General features: G+C 69.7%; 22 protein-coding genes and 3 pseudogenes. 13 read left to right on the top strand and 12 right to left on the bottom strand.

What is annotated here, in order from left to right; all coding sequences use genetic code 11:
• Positions 1 to 7: 7 nt before the first annotated feature.
• Together L0M17_RS14685 and L0M17_RS14680 are read right to left on the bottom strand one after the other, a co-directional pair.
• Positions 8 to 463, bottom strand: coding sequence for a hypothetical protein (locus tag L0M17_RS14685; RefSeq protein WP_241054839.1), 456 nt, complete (start codon positions 461 to 463; stop codon positions 8 to 10).
• 109 nt (positions 464 to 572) lie between these two features.
• Complete coding sequence (locus tag L0M17_RS14680) at positions 573 to 1,940, bottom strand: dihydrolipoyl dehydrogenase family protein (protein WP_241054837.1); 1,368 nt, start codon at positions 1,938 to 1,940, stop codon at positions 573 to 575.
• Between the two features lie 80 nt (positions 1,941 to 2,020).
• Between L0M17_RS14680 and L0M17_RS14675 the strand changes: the two genes are divergently transcribed.
• The 10 genes and pseudogenes from L0M17_RS14675 to L0M17_RS14630 all read left to right on the top strand — a co-directional run bounded on the left by L0M17_RS14675 (position 2,021) and on the right by L0M17_RS14630 (position 12,293).
• A complete protein-coding gene (locus L0M17_RS14675) occupies positions 2,021 to 2,668 on the top strand; it encodes a class I SAM-dependent methyltransferase (RefSeq protein ID WP_241054835.1) in 648 nt (215 codons plus the stop codon).
• 236 nt (positions 2,669 to 2,904) lie between these two features.
• A pseudogene (locus tag L0M17_RS14670) lies at positions 2,905 to 3,072 on the top strand (DUF427 domain-containing protein); the annotation flags it as partial.
• 136 nt (positions 3,073 to 3,208) lie between these two features.
• A complete protein-coding gene (locus L0M17_RS14665) occupies positions 3,209 to 4,585 on the top strand; it encodes a dihydrolipoyl dehydrogenase family protein (RefSeq protein WP_241054833.1) in 1,377 nt (458 codons plus the stop codon).
• On the top strand, positions 4,582 to 5,649 hold the full coding sequence (lgt, locus tag L0M17_RS14660) for a prolipoprotein diacylglyceryl transferase (protein WP_241054830.1): 1,068 nt from the start codon (positions 4,582 to 4,584) through the stop codon (positions 5,647 to 5,649). The genes L0M17_RS14665 and lgt overlap by 4 nt, the downstream gene beginning before the upstream one ends.
• Positions 5,627 to 6,406, top strand: coding sequence for a CDP-alcohol phosphatidyltransferase family protein (locus L0M17_RS14655; protein ID WP_241054828.1), 780 nt, complete (start codon positions 5,627 to 5,629; stop codon positions 6,404 to 6,406). Before lgt ends, L0M17_RS14655 begins: the two co-directional genes overlap by 23 nt.
• A 337-nt stretch (positions 6,407 to 6,743) precedes the next feature.
• Positions 6,744 to 7,466 carry a mycothiol-dependent nitroreductase Rv2466c family protein gene (locus L0M17_RS14650; protein WP_241054826.1) on the top strand — a complete coding sequence of 241 codons (723 nt, stop codon included), beginning with the start codon at positions 6,744 to 6,746 and terminating at the stop codon, positions 7,464 to 7,466.
• 422 nt (positions 7,467 to 7,888) lie between these two features.
• Positions 7,889 to 8,275, top strand: coding sequence for a nuclear transport factor 2 family protein (locus L0M17_RS14645; protein ID WP_241054825.1), 387 nt, complete (start codon positions 7,889 to 7,891; stop codon positions 8,273 to 8,275).
• 141 nt (positions 8,276 to 8,416) lie between these two features.
• Complete coding sequence (locus tag L0M17_RS14640) at positions 8,417 to 8,773, top strand: ankyrin repeat domain-containing protein (protein ID WP_241054823.1); 357 nt, start codon at positions 8,417 to 8,419, stop codon at positions 8,771 to 8,773.
• A gap of 391 nt (positions 8,774 to 9,164) precedes the next feature.
• Entirely contained in the window at positions 9,165 to 10,586 is a 1,422-nt protein-coding gene (locus L0M17_RS14635; protein ID WP_241054821.1) for an FAD-binding oxidoreductase, read from the top strand.
• A gap of 510 nt (positions 10,587 to 11,096) precedes the next feature.
• Positions 11,097 to 12,293, top strand: a complete 1,197-nt coding sequence (locus tag L0M17_RS14630; RefSeq protein WP_241054819.1) for an NAD(P)-binding domain-containing protein — start codon at positions 11,097 to 11,099, stop codon at positions 12,291 to 12,293.
• Between the two features lie 248 nt (positions 12,294 to 12,541).
• On the opposite strand, the pseudogene L0M17_RS14625 reads toward L0M17_RS14630, so the two are convergent.
• The 3 genes and pseudogenes from L0M17_RS14625 to L0M17_RS14615 all read right to left on the bottom strand — a co-directional run.
• Positions 12,542 to 12,706 (bottom strand): annotated as a pseudogene (locus tag L0M17_RS14625) (recombinase family protein); the annotation flags it as partial.
• 109 nt (positions 12,707 to 12,815) lie between these two features.
• A complete protein-coding gene (locus L0M17_RS14620) occupies positions 12,816 to 13,739 on the bottom strand; it encodes a carbon-nitrogen hydrolase family protein (RefSeq protein WP_241054817.1) in 924 nt (307 codons plus the stop codon).
• Between the two features lie 692 nt (positions 13,740 to 14,431).
• Positions 14,432 to 14,584 carry a hypothetical protein gene (locus L0M17_RS14615; protein ID WP_241054815.1) on the bottom strand — a complete coding sequence of 51 codons (153 nt, stop codon included), beginning with the start codon at positions 14,582 to 14,584 and terminating at the stop codon, positions 14,432 to 14,434.
• A gap of 626 nt (positions 14,585 to 15,210) precedes the next feature.
• Between L0M17_RS14615 and L0M17_RS14610 the strand changes: the two genes are divergently transcribed.
• Positions 15,211 to 16,260, top strand: coding sequence for an iron ABC transporter substrate-binding protein (locus L0M17_RS14610; RefSeq protein ID WP_241054813.1), 1,050 nt, complete (start codon positions 15,211 to 15,213; stop codon positions 16,258 to 16,260).
• A 234-nt stretch (positions 16,261 to 16,494) separates the two neighbouring features.
• On the opposite strand, the gene L0M17_RS14605 is transcribed toward L0M17_RS14610, so the two are convergent.
• The 7 genes and pseudogenes from L0M17_RS14605 to L0M17_RS14575 form a co-directional block, all read right to left on the bottom strand.
• Positions 16,495 to 16,704 (bottom strand): Flp family type IVb pilin, encoded by a 210-nt coding sequence (locus L0M17_RS14605; protein WP_241054811.1) that lies wholly within the window; start codon positions 16,702 to 16,704, stop codon positions 16,495 to 16,497.
• A gap of 413 nt (positions 16,705 to 17,117) precedes the next feature.
• The gene (locus L0M17_RS22545; RefSeq protein WP_290427287.1) at positions 17,118 to 18,389 is read right to left on the bottom strand and encodes a helix-turn-helix domain-containing protein; all 1,272 of its coding nucleotides are present in this window, start codon (positions 18,387 to 18,389) and stop codon (positions 17,118 to 17,120) included.
• 42 nt (positions 18,390 to 18,431) lie between these two features.
• Entirely contained in the window at positions 18,432 to 19,490 is a 1,059-nt protein-coding gene (locus L0M17_RS14595) for a WxL protein peptidoglycan domain-containing protein (RefSeq protein WP_241054809.1), read from the bottom strand.
• Between the two features lie 122 nt (positions 19,491 to 19,612).
• Positions 19,613 to 20,416 (bottom strand): IS21-like element helper ATPase IstB, encoded by an 804-nt coding sequence (gene istB, locus L0M17_RS14590; RefSeq protein ID WP_241054808.1) that lies wholly within the window; start codon positions 20,414 to 20,416, stop codon positions 19,613 to 19,615.
• A complete protein-coding gene (istA, locus tag L0M17_RS14585; RefSeq protein ID WP_241054806.1) occupies positions 20,413 to 22,086 on the bottom strand; it encodes an IS21 family transposase in 1,674 nt (557 codons plus the stop codon). Before istA ends, istB begins: the two co-directional genes overlap by 4 nt.
• A gap of 245 nt (positions 22,087 to 22,331) precedes the next feature.
• Positions 22,332 to 22,907 carry a WxL domain-containing protein gene (locus L0M17_RS14580; protein WP_241054804.1) on the bottom strand — a complete coding sequence of 192 codons (576 nt, stop codon included), beginning with the start codon at positions 22,905 to 22,907 and terminating at the stop codon, positions 22,332 to 22,334.
• 1,532 nt (positions 22,908 to 24,439) lie between these two features.
• Positions 24,440 to 24,568, bottom strand: a pseudogene (locus L0M17_RS14575) (ATP-binding protein); the annotation flags it as partial.
• Here L0M17_RS14575 and L0M17_RS14570 point away from each other — a divergent pair.
• The gene (locus L0M17_RS14570; protein ID WP_241056533.1) at positions 24,525 to 24,689 is read left to right on the top strand and encodes an ATP-binding protein; all 165 of its coding nucleotides are present in this window, start codon (positions 24,525 to 24,527) and stop codon (positions 24,687 to 24,689) included. The pseudogene L0M17_RS14575 and the gene L0M17_RS14570 overlap by 44 nt on opposite strands.
• A gap of 179 nt (positions 24,690 to 24,868) precedes the next feature.
• On the top strand, positions 24,869 to 25,264 hold the full coding sequence (locus L0M17_RS14565; protein ID WP_241054803.1) for an Hpt domain-containing protein: 396 nt from the start codon (positions 24,869 to 24,871) through the stop codon (positions 25,262 to 25,264).
• Positions 25,265 to 25,267 lie beyond the last annotated feature (3 nt).

Below are 25,267 nucleotides of genomic sequence, written 5' to 3'. Positions count from 1 at the left end.
CAATTGTTCAGGCCTTGACCGTCTTGAGCACGCGCACGGCGACCAGGGCCAGCAGGACGCCGTAGACCACATGCCCCATCAGTGACATCATGACCGCTGCACTGAACCCGAACACCGGCATGCCGAGCATCAGCGGCATGACCAGCAGGGGGCCCACGACCCACAGGATGACGCCGTAGACGAGCCCGGCGAGGCTTGCCCGCCCGTAGGAGTGCAGGAAGCGGGAGAAGAACAGGGTCAGGACCATGCCGTACACGACCGAGATCATCAGATGGACCCCGACCCCGACCAAGGGCGAGGTGGAGCCCATCATCATGGCGATCGTGGTGAACATGCCCATCATGGCCATGAGCATGCCGAAGACGACGCCTCCGGCAAGGCCTCCGAGCAGCCCGGCGGTCGCCCGCCGGCCCCAGGAGGAGGAGAAGCTTCCGGCGTGGGATGCGGAGGCTGAAGCTGACATCGCGGGTGCCTTTCGACAAGCGGAACTGCTGACAGTCCAGACGCTACGCACCCGGCGCGGGGTGTTCTGTGAACGAGTGCACACAGCGGAAGGAGACCGCGGGAGCGCGTCATCGGGGCCGGGCGGCGGCCCGCCGCAGCGCGAGCAGCAGGCGTGCTGCGGCCTGCGGGGCGGGGGCGTCGAGGGCGGCCAGGCGCGCCCGGATCGCCGCGGACCAGAGCCCGTCGCTGTGCGTCGGGTAGGCGTGCACGGCCGCTGCGAGGTCCTGAGCCTTCAGCCGGGCGTGCACGGCCAGGGACAGCTCCCCGAGGGTCTCCCCGGCCCGCGGACCGACGATCGTGCCCCCGGTGATGCGTCCTGCACGATCGAGGGCGATGCGGGTGAACCCGACCGGGTCGGCGTCGGCCACGGCGCGGTCCACCCTGGTGTGCGGGGCCGTCACCGTGCGCGCGGTGCCAGGGGTGGTGCGCCGGCCGACGGCGGCGACCTCGGGGGAGGTGAACGTCACCCTCGGCTCGCCGATGCTCGTTGCCTTCCGGCGGGTGCCCAGGACGGCGTTGGCGGCGGCGATCGCCGCGTGCACCCCGGCGGTGTGCGTGTGGCGGCTCCTGGCGGTGACGTCCCCGGCCGCCCACACCCTGGGGTTCGTGGTCCGCAGCGACGCGTCGGTGACGACGCGGCCGGCCCCGTCGAGGCGGACATCCGCCTCGGCCACGCCGATCCCGGCGGTGCGCGGGACCTTGCCCGTGGCGGCGAGCAGATGGGTGAACGGAACACGCGCCCCGTGGCCGGTGAGCAGCATCCAGCCCTCGCCCCGGCGGGCGGCGGCCATTGCCGCGTCCCCGGTGATGACGCGCACCCCGTCGGCCTCCAGGGCCGCCCGGACCAGGGCGGAGGCCTCGGGGTCCTCCCGGGGCAGGAGCCTGGGCGCGGAGGCGACGACGGTGACCTGGGCCCCGAGGCGGGCGAAGGCCTGGGCGAGCTCGCAGCCCACGGGGCCGCCGCCGACGACGGCGAGGCGCTCCGGGAGCCCGGGCAGCGACCAGACCGTCTCGTTCGTGAGGGCCCCGCCGGGCTCCAGCCCGGCCAGGGGCGGCACAGCCGGGGAGGCGCCGGTGGCCAGCAGGACCGACCGGGAGGGCAGCCGCTGTCCGTCGAGGCGGATGGTGCCGTCGGGGTCCAGGACAGCGCGGCCGTGCAGGACGTGCACGCCCGCCGCTTCGAGGGCCTCGGGCGAGTCGTGCGGCTCGATCGCAGCGACCGCGGCCTTGACCCTGGCCATCGCCGCCTCGAAGCCGAGCCCGTCGCGGGCGGCGCCGATGAGGGCCTTGGAGGGCACGCAGCCGGTGTAGAGGCATTCTCCGCCCGTCCTCTCGGCTTCCACGAGGGCCACCCGAGCGTCCAGCCTGGCCGCGGTCTGCGCCCCGACCAGCCCGGCGGACCCGCCGCCGACCACCACCAGGTCCAATCCCGCCATCGATCTCCTCCCCGTCCTGATTATGCTGTCTGCCTGTCTGTGCCCTGCCCCACGATGGCACAGGCATGCAACGATGGCCTGTGACCGACCGCTACCATTCCTTCGCACCCCTGTACGACGCCCTCGCGTGCGAGCCCGTCTCCCGTCCCGGGTGCCTGGCCGGGATCGCCGGACTGCGCCTGCGACCCGGACAGGCCGTGGTGGACGCCGGATGCGGGACCGGGCTGAATTTCGCCTGGCTCGAGGCGGCTGTGGGCCCGGGCGGGCGGATCATCGGCATAGACGCCAGCGCCGCGATGCTCGACCAGGCCCGGAAGAGGCTCCGACGCGGGGGCTGGTCGAACATCGACCTGGTCCGCGCCGACCTGACCGCCATCGCCCCGGACGCCCTCGCCGGCCGCGTCCACGGGGCCGCACCCGTGGTCGACGCCGTCCTGGCCACGTATTCCCTTTCCGTCACCCGGGACCCGGCGGCCGCATGGGAACGGATCATGGCCCTGTGCGGGCCGCGGACCAGGGTCGCGGTCGTGGACATGCAGGTGCCCACCGGGGCCGCCGCGGCGCTCGCCCCCGCAGCAGCCCTGGCCTGCCGCCCCGGCGGCTCCGATCCCTCCGCGCACCCCTGGACCCTCCTCGAACACGACGCCCCGGACACCGAGGCCTCCTCGCTGCGCGGGGGCCACATCCAGATCCGCGCCGGAACCCCGCGCAGTGCCGCCAGCCGCTGAAGCAGCCCGCGCCCCGGCCCAGCGCACCACGGACGCCGAACCCGGCTCTGCAATGCAGATCACAGACCGCCGGGCCGCCCGTCCGTAGGTTCGGGCGGGAACCCCATTGACCCAGGAGAAGGAGCGAGGCGATGAGCAGCCCGAACAGGACCTACCGCGCAGTCTGGAACGGCACCGTGCTGGCCGAATCCGACCGCACCGTCCAGGTCGAGGGGAACCAGTAGTTCCCGCCCGAGTCGATCAACCGCGAGCACTTCCGCCCCAGCACCCACACCACGGTCTGCCCCTGGAAGGGCACCGCCAGCTACTACACCATCGAGGCCGACGGCCGCACCAACCGCGACGCCGCCTGGTACTACCCCGCCCCCAGCCCCGCCGCCGGCCAGATCAAGGACCACATCGCCTTCTGGAAGGGCGTGCGCGTCACCGAAGCAGGCAGTAGTACCCCGCCCGAGGAAGCCCCCGGTCCCGGGGCCTGCTGTCCCGACTGCTCGGCCACGCCGGGCACTGACCACCGAACACGCGAGGAAGGAACTGGGCATGACAGAACAGGAACCGGGCATGGCAGAAGAGGCAGACGCCATCGTCATCGGCATGGGCCCCGGCGGGGAGGCCGCCGCCGCCCGGCTGGCCGAGGCCGGACTGTCCGTGATCGGGATCGAGAAGAACCTGGTCGGCGGAGAATGCCCCTACTACGGCTGCATCCCGTCCAAGATGATGATCCGCGCCGCCGACTCCCTCGCCGAGGCCCGCCGAGTCCCGGAGCTGGCCGGGACAGCGGACGTCGGGGCCGACTTCGCCCCCGTCGCCCAGCGCATCCGCGAGGAGGCCACCGACGACTGGGACGACACCGTCGCCGTCGAACGCTTCGAGAAGGCCGGCGGCCGCTTCGTCCGCGGCACCGCCCGCATCACCGGCACCCGCACCGTCAGCGTCGACGGACGCGACTTCCACGCCTCCCGGGCGATCCTGCTCAACACCGGCACCGACCCCGCCGTCCCGCCCATCCCCGGCCTGGCCGGCACCCCCTACTGGACCAACCGCGAGGCCATCGCCGCCACCGAGGCCCCCGACTCCCTGATCGTCCTCGGCGGAGGGCCCATCGGCCTCGAACTCGCCCAGGCCTTCGCCCGCTTCGGCACCCGCGTCGAGGTCATCGAAGCCCTCCAGGCGCTCCTGCCCGCCGAAGAGCCCGAGGCCAGCGGGCTGATCGAGGACGTGCTCACCGGCGAAGGGATCGGCGTCCACACCGGAACCCGGGCCGAGCGCATCGACCACGACGGGGCATCCTTCGCCGTCGAGGCCGGCGGCCGTGCCTATACCGGCCAGCGGCTCCTGGTCGCCACGGGGCGCCGCACCGACCTCGACGCCCTCGGCCTGGCCTCCCTCGGCCTCGACACGGGCGCCCGCACTGTCCCCACCGACGAGAACCTGCGCATGGCCGAGGGCGTCTACGCCATCGGGGACATCACCGGGCACGGCGCCTTCACCCACATGTCCATGTACCAGGCCCGGATCGCCGCCAGCCACATCCTCGGCGAGCCGACCGCCGGGGCCGAGTACCACGCCGTGCCCCGGGTGACCTTCACCGACCCCGAAGTCGGCGCCGTCGGCCTCACCGAACGCCAGGCGCGCGAGAAGGGCCTCCCGGTCGCCACCGCGACTGCCCAGATCCCCTCCTCGGCGCGCGGGTGGATCCACAAGGCCGGCAACCAGGGCCTGATCAAGCTCGTCGCCGACACCGAACAGGGCATCCTCCTGGGCGCCACCTCCGCCGGGCCCACCGGCGGCGAAGTCCTCTCCATGCTGACCCTCGCCGTCCACGAACGCACCCCCATCCGGCGGCTGCGGGAGATGATCTACGCCTACCCCACCTTCCACCGCGCCGTCGAAGACGCCCTCGGAAAGCTCCCATGACCACCGGACCCCACCCTGTCGCAGTGCCCTCCTACCTTCCCTCAGCGACGGTCGATGCGATCAAGATCGGCCCGCTCGAGATCCACTTCTACGCACTGTGCATCCTCGCCGGCATCGCCGTCGCCCTCTGGCTCACGAACCGCCGATGGGTCCAGCGCGGCGGCAGGCCGGGCCGGGTCTTCGATATCGCGCTGTGGGCCATCCCCTTCGGCATCGTCGGCGGACGCATCTACCACGTCGTCACCGACCCAGAGCTCTACTTCGCCCCCGGGAAGGACCCGTGGAACGCGTTCGCGATCTGGGACGGGGGTCTGGGGATCTGGGGAGCCGTCGCCCTAGGCGGCCTCGGCGCGTGGATCGGCTGCCGGCGCGCGGACGCGAGCCTCCCCGACTTCGCCGATGCCGTGGCCCCGGGGCTGCTGTTCGCCCAGGCCCTCGGCCGGCTCGGGAACTGGTTCAACAACGAGCTCTACGGCGACCCGACCACCCTCCCGTGGGGCCTGCAGATCCACCGGATGGACCCCTCCACCGGCGCGGCCGCCGTCGGCCCGGACGGCGCCCCGGTCGTCCTGGGCTACTTCCAGCCGACCTTCCTCTACGAGGCGCTCTGGACCACGGCCGGCGGTCTCGCGATCATCGTCGTGTCCCGCCGGCTCCGGCTCCCGCGCGGGGCCGAGTTCGCCCTCTACGTCATGGTGTACACGGCGGGCCGCTCCGTCATCGAGCTCCTGCGCTCCGACTACGCCAACCTCATCCTCGGGCTGCGGGTCAACACCTGGGTCTCCGGGCTGGCCTTCCTCGGCGGTGCCGTCGCGTTCGCCCTCATCATCCTCAGGGCCCAACGCGGCGCACTCGGCCCAGCACGACGGGATGGAAGCGCCGCACCTGGACGAGGCGCCACCAGCCCAGACCGATCCCGGGAGCCGGGCGCGGAGCCTCTCCCGGCCGGGCAGGGAGAGCCAGCCACCGTCGCCATAGGGGGGACCACGCGTGAAGGACGAGAACACGCGACCCAGGAAACCGACGGTCCAGAGGGTCATCGTGCCCACGAAACCGTGGGCTGAGCGCGCTTCCGCGCCGCGGTGCCTCCTTGGAGGCCCGGGGGCCGCTGGGTCCTCCAGCCGCGCCGCCACGGACCGGCTCCTGCGCGGGCTCCGGGAGGAAGGTTGGACCCCTGCGGCGTGGGCCGGGTTCCTCGGCAGGGCCGCGCTGCGCTCGGCCAGCGAGGGGCTCCGCCATGCCCCTGCACTGGCCGAGGCGACCGTCCTGCATTGGGTGTTCGCCCTCGCGGCCCCTCCACGCCGCCGGCACTGGGTGGCCGCAAGCTGGGCCTTGACCGTCACACATCTGGGCATGCTCGAGGACCGGCGCACGCTCGGGCCCGCGAACATCCTCACCCTCGTCCGGGCGAACCTCCCCGCACTGGAGGACCGCCTCGGCCCCCTGCTGCCGATCGCCGCACTCGCCACCGATTTCCTGGACGGACAGATCTCCCGTGCCACCGGAACCCAGACTCCCTTCGGCCGCGATGCAGACTTCATCGCAGACGCCGCCGTATGGAATTGGCATGCCGCGCAGCACGAGCCCAGTGCGCTCCTGCGGCTAGCGGCCGCCGTCGTCTGGGCCGGTCCTATCGCAGCGGTCGTCGTGTCGAGCTTCGCCGGTGCGGCCATGAAGGACGTGCCGCGCTCACCTTGGATCCGTCCCGCGGCTGCCCTCCAGGTCGTGCTCGCAGCGAGGGCCCTCCTGAGGCCTGCCATCCCCGCCCGCAGAGATACGGCGGAGATGCGGCAGCGGCATGGACTGGATCGGCTCCTGTAATGCGGAAAGCGTCGAGAAGGCATGACGCGGCCCAAGAGCAGCGGTTGACCGCCGCACTCTCCGGGAAGGAGGAAGACGGGCACCGAGGCCCGGCCCCCTGTAGGACAGCAGGAGTTTCCTTCACGACGAGCAGCCTCCGAAGGAGCATTCACCATGGGAAGGGACGGCATGGCCGTCATAGAAGGCGGACAGTGCCGCTGCCCGGACCCGGCCTGCGGGTGCGGGATCACGGCTGCCAAGAGCGCAGAAGCGGGCGATGCCGGGGGCCAGCGTGGGAACTGGGGATCCCGTTGCGCTGGAGCCAAAAGAGGGTGAGAGAAGGAAGAGGAGAATCGGAATGGCGGAACCTGACATCGACTACTACTTCGACCCGGTGTGCCCGTTCGCGTGGCTGACGAGCAAATGGGTGCGCAGCGTCGCGCGCCAGCGCGGCTACACCGTGAACTGGCGGTTCATCTCGCTGCGGATGCTCAATACCCATATCGACTACGAGAGCCAGTTCCCGCCCGGGTACGAGGCCGGGCACACCTCCGGCCTTCGGCTGCTCCGAGTGGCCGCGCGAGCCCGTGCCGAGCATGGGGCCGCTGCCGTGGGGCCGCTGTACGAGGCCATCGGCGCCCAGGTGTTCGACGCCGAGGGCTCGGAGGGCCTGGACCCGGCCGAACGGGGCAGCCGGGCCTTCGTCGAACCGCTGTTGGCCGAGGCCGGACTGCCCGTGGACCTGGCCGAAGCGCTGGAGGACACGGGCTGGGACGCGGAGCTGCGTGCCGAGACCGACCGGGCGCTCTCCCTCACCGGGAAGGACGTCGGCACGCCGATCGTCCATTTCCGCCCACCCGAGGGCACGGCGTTCTTCGGGCCCGTGATCAGCCGGCTGCCCGCCGAGGCGGACGCGGTCCGCCTGTGGGACCACGTCGTCGGACTCGCGTCGTTCCCTGGCTTTGCCGAGCTCAAGCGCAGTCTGCGGGAGCGGCCGCAGCTGCGCAGCTTCGGCGTCGCGCCCGGGGAAGCCGGGATGGAGGAGGACTGGCACGGCGGCAGCCGACGGCTCAAGCGCTGACCGACCCGGCTGCGGGCTGTTTTCGGACCCGAACTGTGCCCCCCCTCGGCTTCCTCGTCGACGGACTGGTCCTCGGGGGAGCCTTCACCGCTAGGGCAGGCAGCACCTTGCTCTCGATCGTCCTGGCCATCGAGTGCCCTTCGTACGCCTGTCGCTGGCAGGCGCCGTCAGGGCGGCCGCGGGCTGTGTTCCGGGAGCCGGGGCTCCGGCAGGGCCGGACGGACAGCCCGAAGCGCGGTGGCCCGGCTCTCGTGCGGACGGCCCTTGCGTTGTACCGTGGTCGCGTCCGGCCGTGGAGCGTCGGGCCGAGCAACCGCCGAGGACCCGGTTCCCCTACAGTCCTGCAGGCCTCCCTGCGGGACTTCCGTCCACCCCGTGCGGGATGCTGATGATCGGACTGTATCCGAGGTGAGGATGGGAACATGCAGAACAAGGACGTCATCCGGAAGGCCTATGACCTCTTCAGCGAGGGCAGGATGGAGGAGGCCGGAGAGCTCTTCGCCCCGGACGCGGTGTGGTCGTTCCCAGGGAAGAGCCGGCTCGCAGGCGAGTACCGCGGGCGGGACGCCGTCGTAGGCGAGTTCCTGCCCAAGTTCCCCAAGCTCTCGGGCGGAACGTTCCGCGCCAGCGTGGTGGACATCGCCGACGGGGCCGAGCACAGCTTCGTCCTCCAGCGCAGCCAGGCCGAGCGGGACGGCAGCACCATCGACTACACGGCCTGCCACGTCTTCAAGGTCCAGGACGGCCTCATCCGCACAGTCCACACCTACCCCTACGACGCCCACGCCCAGGAGGAGTTCTGGGGCTGACCCCGCGGGCCGTGCAGACGCGATCGTCCCCTCCAGCGCGCGGACACGGTATGGTCGCACAGCGGAGTCATCGAAACGGATGACCCCGAGTGCATGCAGGGAGTCCAGCCCCGACTGCGCTCCCTGCAGTGAGGAGTGTCCATGCCCACCGACAGCGACTGCCTGAACGCCTTCGTCGCGATCCGCCGGGGTGAGGCGGAGCGCCTCGAGGCCCTGCTGGATGCCCATCCTGATCTTCCGAACTGGCGCCTTGCTGGGCGCGCGCGGGGGCGCACGCCACTTCATGTCGTCACCGACTGGCCCGGCTATTTCCCGAAAGGGCCGCGCATCGCCGGGATCCTCCTCCGGGCGGGCGCCCACGTCGATGCGCGCGGTGAGGACTGGACCGGCGAGACGCCCCTGCACTGGACTGCCAGCAGCGACGACGCGGCGGTGGCCCGAGTCCTGATCGCGGCAGGGGCGGATATCGAGGCGCCCGATGGATCGATAGCACGCTAGGCTCCAACAAGCGGCATAACCAACCAGCAAAACCGTGTGAGCCCCGGCGAGCAGGTCATTGGGGTCGAAGGCGTGGCCGGCCATCCGAAGCTTGGTGAGTCCTACAATCACCGCAGAACGATCCGACTGTTGGGCCAGGCCAATACTGGAGTTGATCAGGTCCGTGAAGGTCTTCAGAGCGGCCCAAACCGAGGCGTCGGGATGAGGGACCTGAACGTCCGGTCGGGTCTGGCTTTCGGTCGGTGCTAGGCAGCCGGCCCGGCGCAGGACGCCTATGCTGCCCCTGCGCCTTGGGGGTGAATTGTTCGGGACTTTGATCCCTTCCGGGTCGGCAGAAGCGGGAGTAGCGTCGTGCCTTGCATTCGTAGGAGGTCCAGAACGGAGAGCGACTGTGCCTGATTCAGCGGTGACAGGGGACTTCCGCGCCTCCTTCCGCGCGGAGAGCTTCATCCCGGGGGAGCCGGGATACGACCAGGCGCGGGCCGTGTGGAACGGGGACATCGATCGGCGCCCCGAGCTGATCGTCCGCCCCGGGGACGCGACCCAGACCGCGGACGCTGTGAATTTCGCCCGGGAAGCCGGCCTGGAGGTCACGGTCCGGGGCGGCGGCCACAGCTTCGCCGGGCACGCTGTCTGCGACGGCGGGATGATGATCGATCTGAGCGCCATGAAACAGGTTCAGGTGGACCGGCCGGCACGCCGGGCCAGGTGCGGGGGCGGAACGACCTGGGCCGAATTGGACGCGGCCAGCCAGGAGCACGGGCTCGCGGTGCCCGGCGGCTTCATCAGCCATACAGGAGTCGCGGGCCTGACCCTCGGCGGGGGCATCGGCTGGCTCACCCCCCGGGCCGGGCTGAGCTGCGACAACCTGGTCGGTGCCGAGGTCGTGAGCGCCGAGGGGCGGATCGTCGTGGCCTCGGACGAGTCCAACCCCGAACTGTTCTGGGCACTGCGTGGTGGGGGAGGCAACTTCGGTATCGTGACGGCTTTCGAGTTCGCCCTGCATGAGGTCGCGCCCACGGTCCACCTTGGCCTGTTCTTCTGGGACGCCGACCACGCTGCGGACGGGCTGCGGTTCAGCCGGGACCTGATCCCGCACCTGCCCGAAGCCGCGGGCGTGCTGGTCGCCGGGCTGAGCGCGCCCTCGGCGCCGTTCGTCCCGGAAAGATACCAGGGGCTCCCCGGAATCGCCCTGGTCATCATCGGCTGGGACGGCCCCGAAGAGCAGGCCCGGACCCTCGAACCCGTCCTTGCCTCGGCGCCGGAGACGCAGTGGCAGCTGATCACGCCGATGCCCTACGTCCATCTGCAGCGGATGTTCGACGACAGCGCCCAGTGGGGCATCCTCGCCTATGAAAAAGCCCTCTACCTGGACGAGCTCACCGACGAGGCGATCGACGTGTTCGCCTACTACCTGCCGCGAAAAGCCTCCCCGTTGTCCTTCGTTCCCGTCTTCTCCATGCGAGGGGCCTTCTCGCGGGTCGGGGACGAGGACACCGCGTTCGGGGGCCGTCGGGACGCCAAATGGGTGTTCAACATCTCCGCAGCCTGCCCCACCCCCGATCTGCTCGAACACGACCGTTCCTGGGTGCGCGAGTTCTGGGACGCACTGCGTCCTCACGCGAGCGGACCGGGGACCTACCTCAACTTCCTCTCCGAGACCGACGAGGACCGCGTGAGGTCATCCTACGGAGACCGCAAGTACGAACGGCTGTCCCGCATCAAGGCCGAATGGGACCCCGAGAACCTCTTCCGCCACAACGCCAACATCCGCCCCACCAAGCCCGTCGGCGCACCGCGCACCGACCTATAGCCACGGAACATCCTTGAGCTGGCCATGCTGCGAACCGGACTCCTTGAGCCTGACTGCCCTCGAAAGCGACAGAGCGAACGTGCCCCCACGCCCCGTCTGATGTTCCTGCCAGACGGAGGGCCCAGGTGGGGCCGAGGTTGAATTCGCAGCGACGATTGGCCTGATTGAGCGCGGTCTGCCTCGCGTCCCCGGGCGGACGGTCAGCTCGGCGCCCCGATCGATGTGCCCGTTCCACACGGCCCGCGCCTTGTCGACACCCGGCTCCCCGGGATGAAGCTCTCCTCTCCGGGCGGAACGAGGCGCGGAAGTCCCCTGTCACCGCTGAAGCATGCGCAGTCGCTCTCCGTTCTGGACCTCCGACGAATGCAAGGCAGGACGGCACACCCGCTTCCGCCGATCCGGAGGGGATCAAAAGTCCCGTCAATGCCCGTCCCCACCCGTCGGGCCCGGCCGGTGAGGGATGCTTCGGGGTCCTACCGCGCCGGGCCTCGCGGCCTCTATCATCTGGCCATGTCGACCATCGTGATCGGTGCAGGGCAAGCAGGTCTGGCCGTGAGCCATGAGCTGAACGCTCTGGGCGTCGAACACATCGTGCTCGAGCGAGGAAGGCCCGGGCAGGCATGGCGGGACCGGTGGGACAGCTTCACCCTCGTCACCCCGAATTGGACGATGGCCCTCCCGGGAAGCGCATACTCTGGCCCTGATCCGGAAGGCCATGTGCCCAGGGACGAGATCGTCTCCTACCTCCAGGCCTATGCGCGCAGCACGGGGACTCCAATCATGGAAGGTGTCGAAGCCAGGCGCTTGAGAGCCGGCGATGATGGCCTGCATGCTGAGACCAACGTCGGAGAGATGGCGGCGGACGACGTCGTTGTCTGCACCGGCTCGTTTACGAGACAGCACCGCCCGCCCGCCCTCGACGGACTCTCCGATCACCTCATCCTCGCCTCGAGCGACTACCGGGCTCCGGATCAGATCCCACCAGGGGTCGCAGTCGTAGTCGGCAGCGGCCAGACGGGATGTCAGATCGCCGAGGAACTGCATCTGGCAGGCCGGGACGTGATCCTCGCCTGCGGGCGGGCTCCATGGAGTCCGCGGCGGCTTGACGGGACCGACATCGTCACCTGGCTCAGCCGCACATCGTTCCTCGACGCGACCCTGGCAGACCTGCCGTCACCGGCAGCCAGGCTTTCGGCCAACGCCCAGGCCACCGGGGCCCGAGGCGGGCACGACCTGCACTTCCGGACACTCCAAGCACTCGGGGTCCGCCTCGCCGGCCATGTCGCCGGCACCGATGGGATTCGTATCGGCTTCGGCGACGATGCGGCGGAATCGGTGGCCTTCGGCGATGCGCGGTGGGCAGACCTGCGGACCCTCCTGAGGGCGCAGCTTCCCGCGGGCGGCTTCGACGTCCCCGACATGCCCGTTCCGCCCCCGTTCCACGCCGAACCGATGCAAGAGGTGAGCCTGCGCGAGGTCGGGGCCGTCGTGCTGGCGGCCGGGTTCAGGCCGGACTACCGCTGGATCGACGCGCCGGTTTGCGACGAGCTTGGCTTCCCCTTGACTCGGGATGGGGCTAGCCCCACGATGCCCGGCCTATTCTTCTGCGGCGTGCATTTCATGCGGAGTCGCCGTTCCGCACTGATGTTCGGGGTCGGACCGGATGCGGCCGTCGTGGCACGGAAAATCGCCGAACGCCACACGTGAACTTGTAGTGCGCGGCTGCCCGTTCAAGGGCCGTGTGTTCAGCGCCAGAAGCGTTACGGCCCGCGTCCCAAGGGTAGGTGTAGATCGTTTGGATGAAGCATCCTCGATCCTAAGAACGTCGCGTTCGGGTTGTTTGCGCCGGAGCGCGAAGGTGTGCTCGCCGTCGTCAGACACGTCCATGATGTCAACGACTTCTGAATTTTGACCCTCTGGGGTCGGGCGGATTCCAGTCATCGTCTCAACGCTGGGCATGCGGCCAGTGCTTTGCCCAGCCCGGGCCGGTCGCGTTTGGTTCCGGTGAATCCGTGGTCGACATGGATCGCGTCTGCAGCGACGCCAAGTGCTTCGAGCGCGTTCCGTTGAGCGGTCAGGTCCTGGGTGCTGGTGGAGCAACGCGCGGACCCGATGAGCATGGTCGGAACGGACCGGCCGCGACAGCGGTTGAGAGTGAGTGGCCCTCGAACCTGACATCTTCGGTGCTCGGCGGCCGCTTGCGGCGCCCCGGATTGCTGTGCTCGGTGATCAGTCGCCGAAGGTGACTTGGGGTCTTCGCCGGTGAACCTGCAGATCGAACACGTCTGGGCGGGCGTAGTGTCCGGCGGGGTCGAAGGTCTGCCGGGCGCGGCTGACCATGGCGGGGTCGATGTCGGCGACGACGAGCTGCTCGCTGTCCGTGACCGGACCGATAGCCCAGGTGCCCTGCGGGGTCACGATCCCGGACCCGCCGTTGAAGAATCCAGCCGGTTTGGCTGCGATCAGCTCGTGGTACGGGTGATCCTTCGGGATGTCAGCTGCGGTGAGCAGTCCGGCGGCGACGAGCACCCACACCCGGCCTTCCATCGCGATGAACCGGGCGAGATCGGTGTTGGCAGCGAACGCGGATCCGGGGAAGACGGCAACATGCAGCTGTTCACCCTGCGCGTAGAGCGAATATCGTGCCAGCGGCATCCAGTTCTCCCAGCAGTTCAGCCCGCCCACCTGTAGGCCGTGCACGTCGTGCGTGCGCAGGCCTGCCCCGTCGCCGGGGGCCCAGATGACGCGTTCGCCGTGGGTTGGCATCAGTTTGCGGTGCGTCCCGATCACGCCTCGAGTGGGGTCGATGGCGACCAGGGTGGCGTACACACTGCCGCCAGAGCGTTCGGCGATGCCCAAGTAGACGAACACCCCGAGGTCGGACGATGCCTGGCAGATCAGCCGGATCTGCGGGCCCTCGATCGTTATCGATGCGTCGAGATAACTCCCGTATGCCGCCGCGTGGCGTGGCTCGTTGAGGCGGTCGACGCCGCCGAGAATCGCCCAGAAAGGATATCCGGGCAGAAACGCCTCGGGAAACGCGAGCAATTCCACGCCGCCTGAGGCCGCCTGCTCCACAGCCGAGACGACTTTGGCCGTCGTCGCCTCCGGGTCCAGCCATACCGGATGGCCCTGTGCCGCCGCGATCCGCATTGAAGATGCCTCCCGTCCCTCGAGCAGATTGTCCCGCGACCATGGGACAGCAGCCAATGCTCCACGGCGATCGAATGCTCCCAACTCCGATGAAGTCCGATCAGGCTCACCCCAGATACAGTGATGCCCGATTGAATCGCGCGCGGCGGTTCCCGTTGTCCTGTCCCGGTGACGGATCCTCTTGCGGGCTTTTGCATCCGAGAGGCGCGCTTCAGAAGCGACGCGCCCTGGTGGTACCGGCCGCCGTCCGGTCAGACGCCCTTATTTTGCGAACCTGCGAAACTCCCGAGTGAGACTCATTGCTGATGCACCTTGATGCCCCTCGTACGGGCATGGTCGAGGGAGCGGGCAGGTGACCGTCGGCGCTCGTGAGGGATTGAGCAGGAACGCTGACAGGTGACGCTCACGGTGGGTTCAAAGGAACCATTGGTTAGAAGGGCCCGTGCTCATTCGGCTGGGGCCAAAAGGGTCTCCTGTCCCCCTCGAGGAGCCCTGTGAACGGCGGCTCGTGGACCGAGATCTTCCTGACCAGATCGGGATGCTCAACCGCGAACCGCAGGCTGACGCACCCTCCGGCGGAATTGCCGACGAGCGAGCCCCAGGTTCTTGATCAGGCAGGCGAGGTCAGCGATGTCGTCGTCCGTGGTCCCCTGGCCAGGCTCGGGAATGCTCTGTCCATGGCCGCGCCCGTCTTAGCGCACGACCTGGAAGGAGCGGGCCAGTGCGGGGGCGGCAACGTCCCACGCGGTGTGCTCCGCCCATGGTGCCGTGCACGAGCACGACAGGGCACCGTGGCCTTCGACTTCGAAGAAGATCAGCGTTCCATTGATGGTCTGGGTGGGCATGAGGACAGTATGCGGTCCTCGCAGGTGGTCAGCACGGAGCTCGCGCCTATGGCGCCTCGGGCCCATCCGCGGAACGACGCACGGGAATGCCAGAGGCAGCCAGTGCCTGGCTCCCGCGGGTAGGTGCAGTCCGGCCCCTTGGGGGAGGATCCTGGCGGCGGGCTTCGCGGCGCCGCTACTGTTGAGTGCCGGCGCCGCTACGGTTGAGGGCCTCCGGACCCCCATCCGTTCCACTGTGGCCTGGTCCATACTGAAGCTGAAGCGGTTCAGCTTCCCGTCTGTCCCGAGCTTGGCTCGGGAGGTGTCCCTGGCGGGATCCGCACCCAAAGCCCCGAAGACGTCGGCGCGCACATTCAACTCCCAGGCGATCTCATCGCCCTCGTGCGGAAATAGTGCGAATCGACATGGAATCCGGGCAGGACCGTGTCCGCGAAACCGGGCAGTCTCTTCAATATTGCGCTACACAAATGTTCCCTAATTTGGGCTGCAGACAGGCCGACCCGTAGATTTTCGTTGTCAGGCAAGCCTTGCCTAACCGCTCTGCCGGCTGCACCCAACCGGGTCTGCTCGGCCGGGAGAGTGATTCCGCAGACAGCCGCGCGCTGCATTCCCCCAGAAGGCCCCCAATGAACAACTGGAAGACCCCGAGCGCCGTGAGCGCAGCAGCCCTCGCGGTACTGGCCCTCGCCGGATGCTCCGGAACCTCGACCCCTTCAGCCGCAGCCTCCTCGAACTCCGGAGACGCCGGGACGACCATCACCGTCTACAACGCCCAGCACGAGGAGCTGACCTCGGCGTGGGTCGACGAGTTCACCAAGCAGACCGGGATCAAGGTCAACCTCCGCAACGGCGAAGACCCGGAGATGGCCAACCAGATCATCCAGGAGGGCAAGGCCTCGCCCGCGGACGTGTTCCTGACCGAGAACTCGCCCGCGATGGACCAGGTCGAGAACGCCCACCTGCTCGCCAAGCTCGACCAATCGACCCTGGACCAGGTCCCGGCGAAGTACCGCCCCGCGGCCGGCGACTGGACGGGCATCGCGGCCCGCTCGACCGTCCTCGCCTACAACAAGACCAAGCTCACCGAGGCGCAGCTGCCGAAGTCCCTCATGGACCTCGCCGACCCGTCCTGGAAGGACAGGATCGGCGCGTCGACCGGCGGGGCCGACTTCCAGGCCATCGTGAGCGCGATGTTCCAGCTCAAGGGCAGCGAGGCGACGCTCGCGTGGCTCAAGGGAATCAAGGACAACGCCCGCACCTATCAGGACGACACCCCTGTCCTCGCCGCCGTCAACAAGGGCGACATCGAGGCCGGGATCCTCTATCACTACTACTCGTTCGTCGATCAGGCGGACACCGGCGAGAACAGCAACAACGTCGCGCTGCAGTACTTCAAGAATCAGGATCCCGGCGCGTTCGTGAGCGTCTCCGGCGGCGCGGTCCTGGCCTCGAGCAGGCACCAGGCCCAGGCCCAGAAGTTCCTCGCATTCATCACCTCGAAGTCAGGCCAGGAGGTCCTCGAGAATGGGAAGTCGTTCGAGTACCCCGTCGGCTCCGGCGTGCCGGCCAACGCCAAGCTCGTCCCGCTCTCCGATCTGCAGGCCCCGACCATCGACCCCGGGACCCTCAACGGCCCCGAGGTCAACGACCTCATGACCCAGGCCGGGCTCCTCTGACGACAGTCAGTTGCGCGGGCCGTCTCGATCTCATCAGGCCCGAGAAGGAAGTCCGACTTCCAGTAGTTCTGCGCCCCGCGTCCAGTAGCGGTCCTAGAAGGCATGCACCGCGGTGTAGGGCCTGGGCCCGACCGCGTCCACGGCTGGTTACCCCAGGCCGCGCGACCATGATGCCGTACTCGACGGTGGTCGCGCCCTTCTCGCCAGAGCAGACCCGACGGATCATCTGTCGGATCACGGGTTGGTCGTGGGGACCTGGCCGGCGACGTTGTTGAACATCGTCTTGAGGTTGCCGCCGAGGAGGGTCACGGCGACGATGATCACGACGGCGATGAGGGCGACCATGATGCCGTACTCGACGGCGGTCGCGCCCTTCTCGTCGGAGAGGAAGCGCTCCTTGGCCTTGAGGCCCAGGACGTGGAGTGAGGCGATGAGAGAAAGCATGTCGGGCTCCTGTTTGGGGGGACACTGGTCCGCTGGCGGTCTTGCCAGCTCCACCATCGAAGCTACGGGCCGCGGGACCGCGGTGACATCGATCTCGGGGGAAGCTCGGGAAAGACTTGGGAAGGCCGGGGAAGAGGCCGGCTTCCTTGCGTTTTCCTTGCACAGGGTTTGGGGAGGAAGCGCACCGCGCCGGGTGTCGACGAGGGTGTGAGACTGGTCCTGTAGCGACGGTGGCTGGAATCCGGCCCCGTCGTCAGGGGGTCCATTCAAACACGTCGTTGACACCGGGGGCGGCGGCCGAAACCCCCCAAGGGTGTCGCGCGCTGTTCGGACATCGCCTCGGTGGGGGCGGGCCGGAGGCGTCCCCTGCAGGCGAAGCATCCGCCCGGAGGGCCGGTGGCTGGTCCTGATGGTCAGGCGGGGGCGGGGCTCGTCGGGGTTCTGGTTTCGGCTGCGGTGCGGGGCAGGGCTGCGATGGCGTCTTCGGCGGTGCGGGCGCTTCCGTCCAGACCGGATCTGGCGAAGGCTGCGTGGGCGTGGCGGAGGTGTTCGAGGGCGGCCTGGTGCCGGCCGATGGCGGTGAGGGCCTGGCCGTGCAGGAGGGCGGCCTGCCCGGCGGTGTGGTGGCCCAGGAGGTGCCTTTCGCGGTGGATCGGCCCCAGGTGTTCCAGGGCCAGCTCGTGCTGGCCGTCCAGGTGGAGCCAGTGGGCGCGGATCAGGGCGAGCTCGAGCTGCTCGGCGCGGTTCGCCTCGACGATGGAGTAGGCGATCTCGGCCCGTTCGAGGGCGGCGAGGGTCTCGGGCTCGGTGATGCCCCCGGCGAGGCGGGCGGCGGCGGAGGCCTTGTTGAACCGGGCCCAGAGCGGGAGGTCGTTGGCGGGGGAGAGGAGCCTGGCGGCGCGTTCGTGGCGGCGGGCGCCTTCTTCGGGGTCCCCGCGCAGGAACGCGACGCTGCCGATGGCCCATTCGGCCTCGCCGGCCGCCTGCCCGGGGGTGTCCTGGGTGCTGTGGGGAGCGAGGGCCTCGCAGTGCTCCCAGGCCTCCTCGAGCCGGCCTGATTCGGCCAGGGCGGCGATGAGGGAGATCAGGGCCGCGGCGGCCAGGGGGGACCCGGCGGGCAGCGGGGCGCTGGCCTTCACGGCTGCGCGGGCGTGGGCGGCGGCGACGGCGGGCTCTCCGAGTCCGAGGCAGAGCGCGGAGAGGAGCTGGCGGGCGCGGACGGTGAGGGCGTGCGAGGTTCCGGTGAGGGGCGCGGAGAGGATGTCCTGGGCGATGAGGGCGGCCTGGGCGGTCTGGCCCTGCCTCATCAGGGCCTCTGCCTGCAGGTAGGCCATCTCCCACCAGGCGGCCGGGTTGCCGGCGGCGTGGGCGTGCCGTGCCGCGGCGCCGGCCTGGCGGGCGGACTCGGGGTAGTCGCGCTGGTCCCAGGCCTGCCGTGCGGCAAGGCCCGCCTGGAGGAAGGCGCCCTCCTGGGGGGTGCTTCCCAGGTTCCAGGCCTCCAGGGTCTGGGGGGCGAGCCGGAGGCGTCCGGCGAGCTCGGCGATGACCGCCGGGGTGGGTTCGCGGTGGCCGAGCTCGAGCAGCGAGATGTAGCTCGGGGAGTATTCCTCCCCGCCCAGCTGGGTCTGGGACAGGCCGCGCGCGGTGCGCTCGGCGCGCAGCTGGGTCCCGAATCGTTCTCCCATGGTCTTCTCCTCTCTGCCCCCTCGGGGCGGGGGCCGGTGGGGTCAGTGCCGGCCGGTCGGTGCCGTGCCGTCCTGTGCCGTGCGCTCCTGTGCCGGCCGGGCGGCGGGCCAGATTCCGGTGCTCTGGGCGGCGGCGGCCTGGGCGAGGGCGGCGCGGGCGCGGCGGACGAACCGGGCCAGGCGCCAGGCGCCGTACGCGGCGGCGGCGAGGGCCAGGAGGGCGATGCCCAGGGCAAGCCAGGGGGCGTAGAGGACGGTGGCGGTGGCGTCCTGGGTGCCGGCCTCTGAGTTGATCTTGGCCTCGGCGGTGCCGGCCTGGGCGGGCGGGGCGCCGGGGAGGGTGGCGTGCAGGTGCACGGTGGCCCCGGGCAGGAGGCTCTCGGGGGTGTCGAACTTGGCCTGGGCGCCGTTGGTGGGCCAGCCGGTGAGGTTCAGGTCCGCGGTGGGGTGCAGGATGGTGTTGCCGGTGTTGGTCACGGGCAGGGTGAAGTCCAGGTTCGGCCCGTCCTGGGTCCAGGCGAGGGTGCCGTGGGATTGGGACTTCACGGGGGTGCCGTCGACCTTGAGGTAGATCCGCACGCCCTGGCGCTGGACGGTGTCGATCCGCACGGCGGTGTCGTGGACGGTGGTGGTCTGCCCCTGTACCGGGGGTGCCTGGATGATCACGCCGCCGGCGTAGTCCCCGGGCGGGGTGCCCTGGGGGACGGTGAGGCGGAAGTGGACCGGGAGGTCTGTGTTGGCCGGGACGGTGACCTGGTCGGCGTCAAGGTGCACCCAGGCGCCCAGGGCCTTGGCCTGGTCGTCCTTCCCGGCGAAGGCGAAGGTCCCCTGGGCGGTGTTCTGCCCGTCGACGGGGTAGGTGAGCAGGGTGACCGGGGCGCCGGTGTGGTTGGAGACGATAGCGGTCGCGTCGGTGGCGGCGCCGGGGGCGAGGTCGAGGTGGAAGAAGTCGGACTCGCTCTGCGGCCTGATCCCCAGCGTGCCGTCGTCCACGGCCATCGCGGGGGCGCCGGAGGCGGCCAGCCCGGCCAGGGCCAGGGCCACGGCGGCCAGGGCGGGCCGGAGGCGGCGGCGGAGCGGTTTCGTGTGCTTTTCGGTCACGGCTTCTTCGGTCTTCCTGGCTCGGCGGGTCTTCGGGGGCTGGGACTGATTCTGTCAACTCAAGTGAGGACCACTTTGGCAATCCAAGCCGGGACCACCTGAGCGTGGACCGCGCCGGGCGGTTATGCGTTGGCCCTAGTGTGTTGGAGGCGGTAGGAGTCGGTCCCGGTTTCGATGATGGTGCCTTTGAAGGTGAGGCGATCGACGATGGCTGCGCAGAGGCGCGGGTCCGTGAAGGTGCGCGTCCAGTCGGAGAAGCCCGAATTTGATGCGATCGCCACGCTCGCCTTCTCCTCGCGCTCGGTGAGAACCTGGAAGAGGAGCTCGGCCCCACGCCTGTCGAGCTCCATATACCCCAGCTCATCGATCAAGAGCAGATCCACCCTTCCGTAGCGGGCGATGGTGCGGGCGAGCTGCTTCTCGTCGGCGGCTTCGACGAGCTCGTTCACGAGCTTGGTCGCGAGGGTGAACTTGACTCTGTATCCCTTCTCGGCGGCCGCGGTCCCCAAGGCGATGAGCAGGTGGGACTTCCCGGTTCCGGAGTCTCCGATGAGGCACAGCGGGTCGCCTCGTCGGATCCATTCGCCCTGCGCGAGCTGGTGGACGGTGGCGGGGTTAACGTTCGGGTTGGCCTCGAAGTCGAAGTCGGCGATCCATTTCTGTCTGGGGAACCCGGCCCCGCGGACGCGGCGCTCGATGGAGCGGCGGTCGCGGTCGTCGCACTCGGCCAGGAGGACCTCGGCGAGGAAGCCGGTGTAGGAGAGCTGCTCGCGCTCGGCGACTTTGATCGCCTCCTCCATCACGGCGCGCATCGTGGGCAGGTGCAGGCGCCGGCAGGCCTGCTCGACCGCGGCCTGGGCCGCTTCCTCGCTCATGCTGCGCTGGCGGCGCAGGGTCGTGGCGACCCTCGTGACGGTGGGGCTCATGCTGTTGTTCCTTCGCTCTCGGCCGGGGACTTCCCGGGCTTCTTGCGCCGTTTGAGGAGTTCGTCGTAGGCGGTCACGCTCGGCACCGGGCGGGTGTCCTTCGGCAGGCCCGCAATCACCGCGGCGGGATCGGTGAGCCGGCGCTGGGTGAGGCTGATGACGCGGTGCTCGACGGGTTCGGGCTGCTGATGGGGATGATGCATTCCGAGGGTGGAGCCGTTGGCGTGCATCCTGGCCTCGATGGCGACGACGTCGGCCGAGACCGCACCGACCGAGAGCGCTGCCCGGATCCCGGCGATCACGTCCGAGGCGCGCAGGCTGCGGTGGAGCAGGAGCACATCGATCAGCTCTCTGGTGCCGGCGGCGTCGCCGTTGACCTTGCGGGACTCTGCCCAGAACGCCTCATGGGCGCTGGTGAATGTCCCCGACTCCCTCGCCCTGGCAAGCGCGGTCGAGCCCGGGAGGGCGCCGGGCTTGCGGGCAAGGACCTCGAGGTAGTGGTCGAGCTGGACGGACTGCCCGTAGCGCTCGACAACACGCTCGTGCCGGGCCACCTGGGTGCGCCCGTCGAAGACGACCAGCTCCGTCGCCCGCAGGGAGACCCGCACCTTCCGCCCGATCAGGCGGGCCGGGACCGAGTACTTGGCCTGCCGGACCGTGATCAGCGCCGAGCGGTCCACCCGCGGATACAACGGCAGGCCCGGGTCGAACCTCTCGGCGGGCAGCGGGGCGAGGAAGGGCCTCTCGGCCTCGAAGTCCTCCCCGATCGTGCGCGGCCGGCCAGTGATCTTCCGGTTGAGGTCCTGGGCTTCCCATTCCCGGATCCTCTCGTTCAGCTCCGCCAGGGAGGACACCTCGGGCACCGGGGTCAGGCGCCGGCGGCGGAACCAGCCGACCTCGCCCTCGACTCCGCCCTTCTCGTGGGCGCCCTCCACCCCTGGGATGCAGTAGAACGGATCGAAGCCGGCCGTCGACCGGAACAGGATCCAGCGCTCGTTCTCATCCCGGACGCGCCCCGCCCCGAACACGACCCGCCGGACCGCCGAGGAGAGATTGTCGTACCTGATGTGGCGGGTCGGCACCCCGCCGAACTCGTCGAACGCCTCGAGATGGCCTTCGAGGAAGGCCTCCTGGGACTGGGTGGAGTAGACGCGGTGGACCGCGCGGCCGCTGTGGCTCAGCCGCATGATGAACATGTGGCACTTCGTCCTCACCCCCGCCAGGACGATCCAGACCTCGCCGAAGTCGACCTCGGCTTCCTCGCCCGGGGCGTGCTCCTGAGGCACGACGGCGTCCGCGGCGACACTTCCACGCTCGGCGGCGATCTCCGCCCGTCGAGCGCGCACGTAGTTCCGCACGGTCGAGTACGACGGTGCGACGTCGGCGCCATGCCGCTCGACGAGGACTTCGGCGACGCGAACGGCAGAATGCCGCTGCTTCCTCGGCGCCTCCAGATCAGCGCGGAGCATCTGGTCGATCTCGGCCCTGAACGGCCCCAGCCGAGGGGCAGACCGGACGCGGGGCTTCTTCGGCGGGGGCTCCGCCGATGTCAGCGCCTGCCGCACGGTGTTCCGGCCCACACCGTGGCGTTTCGCCAGCGCGCGGATCCCCAGACTCTCGACGCGCGAATCCCTGCGAATGCGAGCGAACAACTCCACCCGCGGCTCCATCCTCATCCTCCACCTCCGGCAATCAGACTCGACTCGTCTGATCACGGTGGAGGGTGGGTCCGGCTTAGATTGCCGCCGACACTCCCAAGACCCCCAAGTGGGTCCCGCTTAGATTGCCAGGGTGGGTCCCGCTAAGACTGTCAAAACCATGGGACGGGGTTCGCGGCGGAGGGGCTGCCCCCGCCGCCGGCGGCCTGCCCGGCCCCCAAGGGCGTTTGGGGCAGGCCGCCGGCATCGGCAGGGTGTCAGCCGATGGTGTAGGTGAGGGTGGAGGTGTAGGGGTTCAGGGCCGAGGAGCCGACCGTGCCGGAGTAGTTGGAGCGGTAGGCGTTGGCCGGGATGGCCAGGCTGAACGAGGGGGCCAGGGTGTAGGTGCCCTTGGCCGGTCCGGTGGCGCTGATCAGGGCCTGGGAGGTCGTGGACATCGCCAGTGCCGGGGCGGAGATCGTCGCGGCGTCCGAGCCGGCGCCCGGGGTGACCGTGCCCGGGGTGACCGTCAGCGCGGTCGCCGCGATCGTTCGGGCGGTGGTCTCCACCGTGCCCGCGGCGCTGGTGAAGGCCGTCGCGCTGGCCGAGACCGTCCAGTTCGCCCCGGTGCCCCGGGCGTCCGTGATGGTCCAGGTCCCCGAGGTGCCGGTGGAGGTCTGGGTGTTCGTCCCGTTCAGCGTCACCGCCGAGAGCGTGGGGGCCGCCGTGCTCACCGTCAGCGACCCGCCCGAGACCGTCGAGTTCACGGTGTCGGCCGAGGCCGCCGCCGCGCCCGCGCCCAATGCCATGCCCGAGACGGCGAGGACCGCCAGGGCCTTAGTAGTTCTGCGCATGATTGTTCCTGTTTTCTCTTCGAATGGGACCGGTACTGGCACGCATTAATGAGCCGCCATCGCCCGGCCTGACAAACCCCTGCCGCCTGCCCGAAGCGCATAAATCCCGCGGGCAGGAATTCCACGGACGGCCGTGGCATGTGCAGCGGGAGCCGCACCGGATACGCATTTGAGCCGTCCTGTCCGCCGCCCTCCCTGCCCTTTTCTCCAGGACCGGGACGACAGCGCCAGACGGGGCAGGAAGCCTTGGCCAAGGCCACCGCCCCTCCTCAAGCCGCACCCAGCCAAGGAATTCGGCACCATGAATACCGGACCCTCATCGGGGCGCGCCCGGCAAAGCGGATTGCCGGGAAGAGCAATTACGAGAATAGCAACGGGTCCCATGAATTCGAGCGGGAATTCGCGCATCCTTCCCCCAATTGTTCCCAAGAGATTCGCAAGGATTCTCCAAGGCATATTCGATCCGCGCCGGGGATCCCGTCCGGCCATCGTCCAGTGCTGCGGAACGCGTCCCTACCCGCGTGCTCCTTCGCCCCGCCGGTCGGGTCGGGGCCCTGCGGGCCGGCAGGGAGGGAGACGGTGAAGACCCCTGGCCCCTGACCGCTGACCCCCTGACTCCGGGCCGCGGCTGGGCGGGGGTGTGGCGTGGTCGCAGTCGGGTGCGCACCATCCGGACCGGCCCCGGCCTTCCTGTCGGGGGCTGGCGGTCTCTGCCCGGCTGGACGGAGATCGCCGCCCGGCGAGACCTGCCGGTGGAGGGCCCTGGCCGGCAGGCCGTGCTCAGAAGGTGTGAACCTTCGAAAGGATTCAGGAAGCTACTTGGAGCCGGGCGCTCGCTGCCCCAGGCGCGGCGTGAGGGGGCGCCGAAGGCCGCGGCGCCGAACGCGCTTCTACGACGCCTGGCTCCGGTTGTCGCCGAATGGCTTGACACCCTCCTGGAATGGTGGGCATCGTTGTGACTCAGGTGTTGATTTCGCTGTGTATTCCGCTCCCCTTCTTGCCGCGGTGCGGCCCCAGCGCCTTGGCCCGTGGCCGCAGTGTCCTACCCACCTGACACGGACGCTCGGTGGCAGCCGGCGCGGATACTGGCAGGGGTTGGGGTTCGACGGCGCCTCGACGACTTCGAACCTTGGCCAAAGCCTCGGGGGCTGACAGCGTCGCTGAAAGAATGCGGCGACCGTAGTTTGCGGCGGCTTCAACAGTCGGACACCCTGAGGATGCCCAGTCACAGTAGGCTCGCCATGCGTGCCCGGAACGAGTGGTCGTGACTCCCAACACGGCTACCCCGGGCACGCCTTCGCATAGCCATGGCAGGCTCACATGCAGAGCTGCGACTCGGAGCATTGTGGTACGGCGCGCCCGGACGAGAGCCGAGGCTGCTCAGGAGGATTCTGAACCGGTCGACATCTGCCATCGGACCGAACCTCCCACCGTCGGGTGAACGCGGTCGGGGCTTTGTCTGTCGTCGGTTCCGTTGACGCTCTTGAGGAACTGAACGTTTGTGCTCTTCGAGATCCGGTCAGTTCGAGTGGTTATAGTCTGCCGCGTTTCCGGCTCGTACGGAGGGGGCAGGGTTTCGATCTCGTGTTCCTGAGCCGGTATGAGGAGCCCTTGAGGGTGACGACCTCTGCGTGGTGGACGATCCGGTCGATCATGGCTGCCATCGTCGACCGCGTCACCTTCAATGCTCACATCCTCGAAACCGGCACTGACTCCTACCGCCTCCGAACCAGCAGGACCTCGAGCCGACGCAAATCCACGGCAGCAGCGGCCTCATCCTGATCGCTGCCCTTCAAGCGGGGGCCACAATCGGCGCCGACAGCCGGGGCCAGATCACTTGACGAAACCCAGGTGCCCAAGGTGATGCCAAGGTTTTTGCGCAGGGAGTCCCTGTTTCCAGAGTCCGGGATGATCTCGGGGCCTAGGCTGGTCGTACTCGAATCCGCTCTCTGGAGGCACTGATGGAAGCTCCGCTTCGCGCCGCTGGCGCGCATTCCGGGACCCGTGCGCTGCCCCTTGTGGATCCTTCTGTGCTGGCCGAGCTCGACGCGGAGCTCCCCGGCTCCGCGCGCCGCTTCGCCCTCGACTTCGCGCGGCTGTGGGGGCGGCGCCGGGACCGGCTTGTTGGGGCGGTGGCGGCCGGGGGGACGGACGAGGCCGTGGATGCGGTGCTGAGCCTGAAGGTCTCCTCGATGATGGTGGGGGCGCCGCGGCTGGCCTGGGAGGCGGCACGCCTGGAGTCGGCCCTGCGCGCCGGCGGGGGCGACCTGGCGGAGATGTGCGCCGTGATCGCCGAGTGCGGTGTTCGGACGGTGGAGGCGCTCGGGGAGGCCTGGCCCCAGGACGCCGGGCATTGATGG

The organism is Sinomonas terrae (genome assembly GCF_022539255.1).
Lineage (GTDB): Bacteria > Actinomycetota > Actinomycetes > Actinomycetales > Micrococcaceae > Sinomonas > Sinomonas terrae.
The sequence above is the reverse complement of the archived record's forward strand: the minus strand, read 5'-3'. Positions and strand labels throughout refer to the sequence as shown.

What these genes read in the sequence shown, in the direction of transcription:
- L0M17_RS14685 (WP_241054839.1), bottom strand. Translation starts at nt 463, where the DNA reads ATGTCAGCTTCAGCCTCCGCATCCCACGCCGGAAGCTTCTCCTCCTCC.
- L0M17_RS14680 (WP_241054837.1), bottom strand. Translation starts at nt 1,940, where the DNA reads ATGGCGGGATTGGACCTGGTGGTGGTCGGCGGCGGGTCCGCCGGGCTG.
- L0M17_RS14665 (WP_241054833.1), top strand. Translation starts at nt 3,209, where the DNA reads ATGACAGAACAGGAACCGGGCATGGCAGAAGAGGCAGACGCCATCGTC.
- lgt (WP_241054830.1), top strand. Translation starts at nt 4,582, where the DNA reads ATGACCACCGGACCCCACCCTGTCGCAGTGCCCTCCTACCTTCCCTCA.
- L0M17_RS14650 (WP_241054826.1), top strand. Translation starts at nt 6,744, where the DNA reads ATGGCGGAACCTGACATCGACTACTACTTCGACCCGGTGTGCCCGTTC.
- L0M17_RS14645 (WP_241054825.1), top strand. Translation starts at nt 7,889, where the DNA reads ATGCAGAACAAGGACGTCATCCGGAAGGCCTATGACCTCTTCAGCGAG.
- L0M17_RS14640 (WP_241054823.1), top strand. Translation starts at nt 8,417, where the DNA reads ATGCCCACCGACAGCGACTGCCTGAACGCCTTCGTCGCGATCCGCCGG.
- L0M17_RS14630 (WP_241054819.1), top strand. Translation starts at nt 11,097, where the DNA reads ATGTCGACCATCGTGATCGGTGCAGGGCAAGCAGGTCTGGCCGTGAGC.
- L0M17_RS14620 (WP_241054817.1), bottom strand. Translation starts at nt 13,739, where the DNA reads ATGCGGATCGCGGCGGCACAGGGCCATCCGGTATGGCTGGACCCGGAG.
- L0M17_RS14615 (WP_241054815.1), bottom strand. Translation starts at nt 14,584, where the DNA reads ATGCCCACCCAGACCATCAATGGAACGCTGATCTTCTTCGAAGTCGAA.
- L0M17_RS14610 (WP_241054813.1), top strand. Translation starts at nt 15,211, where the DNA reads ATGAACAACTGGAAGACCCCGAGCGCCGTGAGCGCAGCAGCCCTCGCG.
- L0M17_RS14605 (WP_241054811.1), bottom strand. Translation starts at nt 16,704, where the DNA reads ATGCTTTCTCTCATCGCCTCACTCCACGTCCTGGGCCTCAAGGCCAAG.
- L0M17_RS22545 (WP_290427287.1), bottom strand. Translation starts at nt 18,389, where the DNA reads ATGGGAGAACGATTCGGGACCCAGCTGCGCGCCGAGCGCACCGCGCGC.
- istB (WP_241054808.1), bottom strand. Translation starts at nt 20,416, where the DNA reads ATGAGCCCCACCGTCACGAGGGTCGCCACGACCCTGCGCCGCCAGCGC.
- istA (WP_241054806.1), bottom strand. Translation starts at nt 22,086, where the DNA reads ATGGAGCCGCGGGTGGAGTTGTTCGCTCGCATTCGCAGGGATTCGCGC.
- L0M17_RS14580 (WP_241054804.1), bottom strand. Translation starts at nt 22,907, where the DNA reads ATGCGCAGAACTACTAAGGCCCTGGCGGTCCTCGCCGTCTCGGGCATG.
- L0M17_RS14565 (WP_241054803.1), top strand. Translation starts at nt 24,869, where the DNA reads ATGGAAGCTCCGCTTCGCGCCGCTGGCGCGCATTCCGGGACCCGTGCG.